We start from the raw sequence: 1,068 nt of genomic DNA on the forward strand, positions 1-1,068 counted from the left end.
CAATGGACTCAGTCGCAGGTTCTCTTTTAGGTAACGAGATGCCAAAAGAGAACGTTTTGTTCGATATCGTGGACACCATTCGCTACGCAAAAGACGATGCCAAAGTCTCTGGCTTGGTATTGGCACTGCGCGATCTGCCAGAAACGAACTTAACGAAACTTCGTTACATTGCTAAAGCGTTAAACGAGTTTAAGGCATCAGGTAAGCCAGTTTACGCGGTGGGTGACTTTTACAATCAGAGCCAATATTACTTAGCAAGCTACGCCGATAAAGTGTACATGGCGCCTGATGGTGGCGTACTGATTAAGGGCTACAGCGCTTACTCTATGTACTACAAAACTCTGCTAGAGAAGTTAGACGTATCCACTCACGTTTTCCGAGTCGGTACTTACAAATCGGCTATCGAGCCGTTTATTCGTGACGACATGTCGGATGCGGCAAAAGAGTCTGCCACTCGCTGGGTCACTCAGTTGTGGAGCGCGTTTGTCGATGACGTGACGACTAACCGCAACATCAACGCCAAAGTGCTAAACCCAACGATGGAAGAACTGCTTACCGAGATGAAATCTGTGGATGGTGATTTGGCGCAATTGGCAGTCAAAATGGGGTTAGTTGATGAATTGGCGACACGCCAAGATATTCGTACCCTATTCGCCAAAGAATTTGGTAGCGACGGTAAAGACAGCTATAACGCCATTAGTTATTACGACTACCTAGCAACGATTCGCCCTGACTACACACTCGCGAACCATGATATTGCTGTTGTTGTTGCAAGTGGCGCCATCATGGATGGTCAACAACCTCGTGGAACAGTAGGCGGTGACACGGTTGCAAGTCTACTGCGTCAAGCGCGTAACGATGAGAAGGTAAAAGCAGTCGTGCTTCGCGTAGACAGCCCTGGTGGCAGTGCGTTTGCGTCAGAAGTGATTCGCAACGAAGTGGAAGCGCTAAAAAAAGCAGGCAAACCTGTTGTAGTTTCGATGTCGAGCTTAGCGGCCTCTGGCGGTTACTGGATTTCAATGAGCGCAGATAAAATCGTCGCACAACCAACAACACTGACAGGTTCTA

General features: G+C 48.1%; 1 protein-coding gene. It reads left to right on the forward strand.

All coding sequences use genetic code 11. The features are described from left to right. Positions 1-1,068: signal peptide peptidase SppA (gene sppA, locus R7P35_RS26085; protein ID WP_318093374.1), on the forward strand; the 1,068-nt coding region annotated here is incomplete at both ends.

This window comes from Vibrio sp. Vb0304 (assembly GCF_033338995.1).
In the GTDB taxonomy this organism is placed as follows: domain Bacteria; phylum Pseudomonadota; class Gammaproteobacteria; order Enterobacterales; family Vibrionaceae; genus Vibrio; species Vibrio alginolyticus.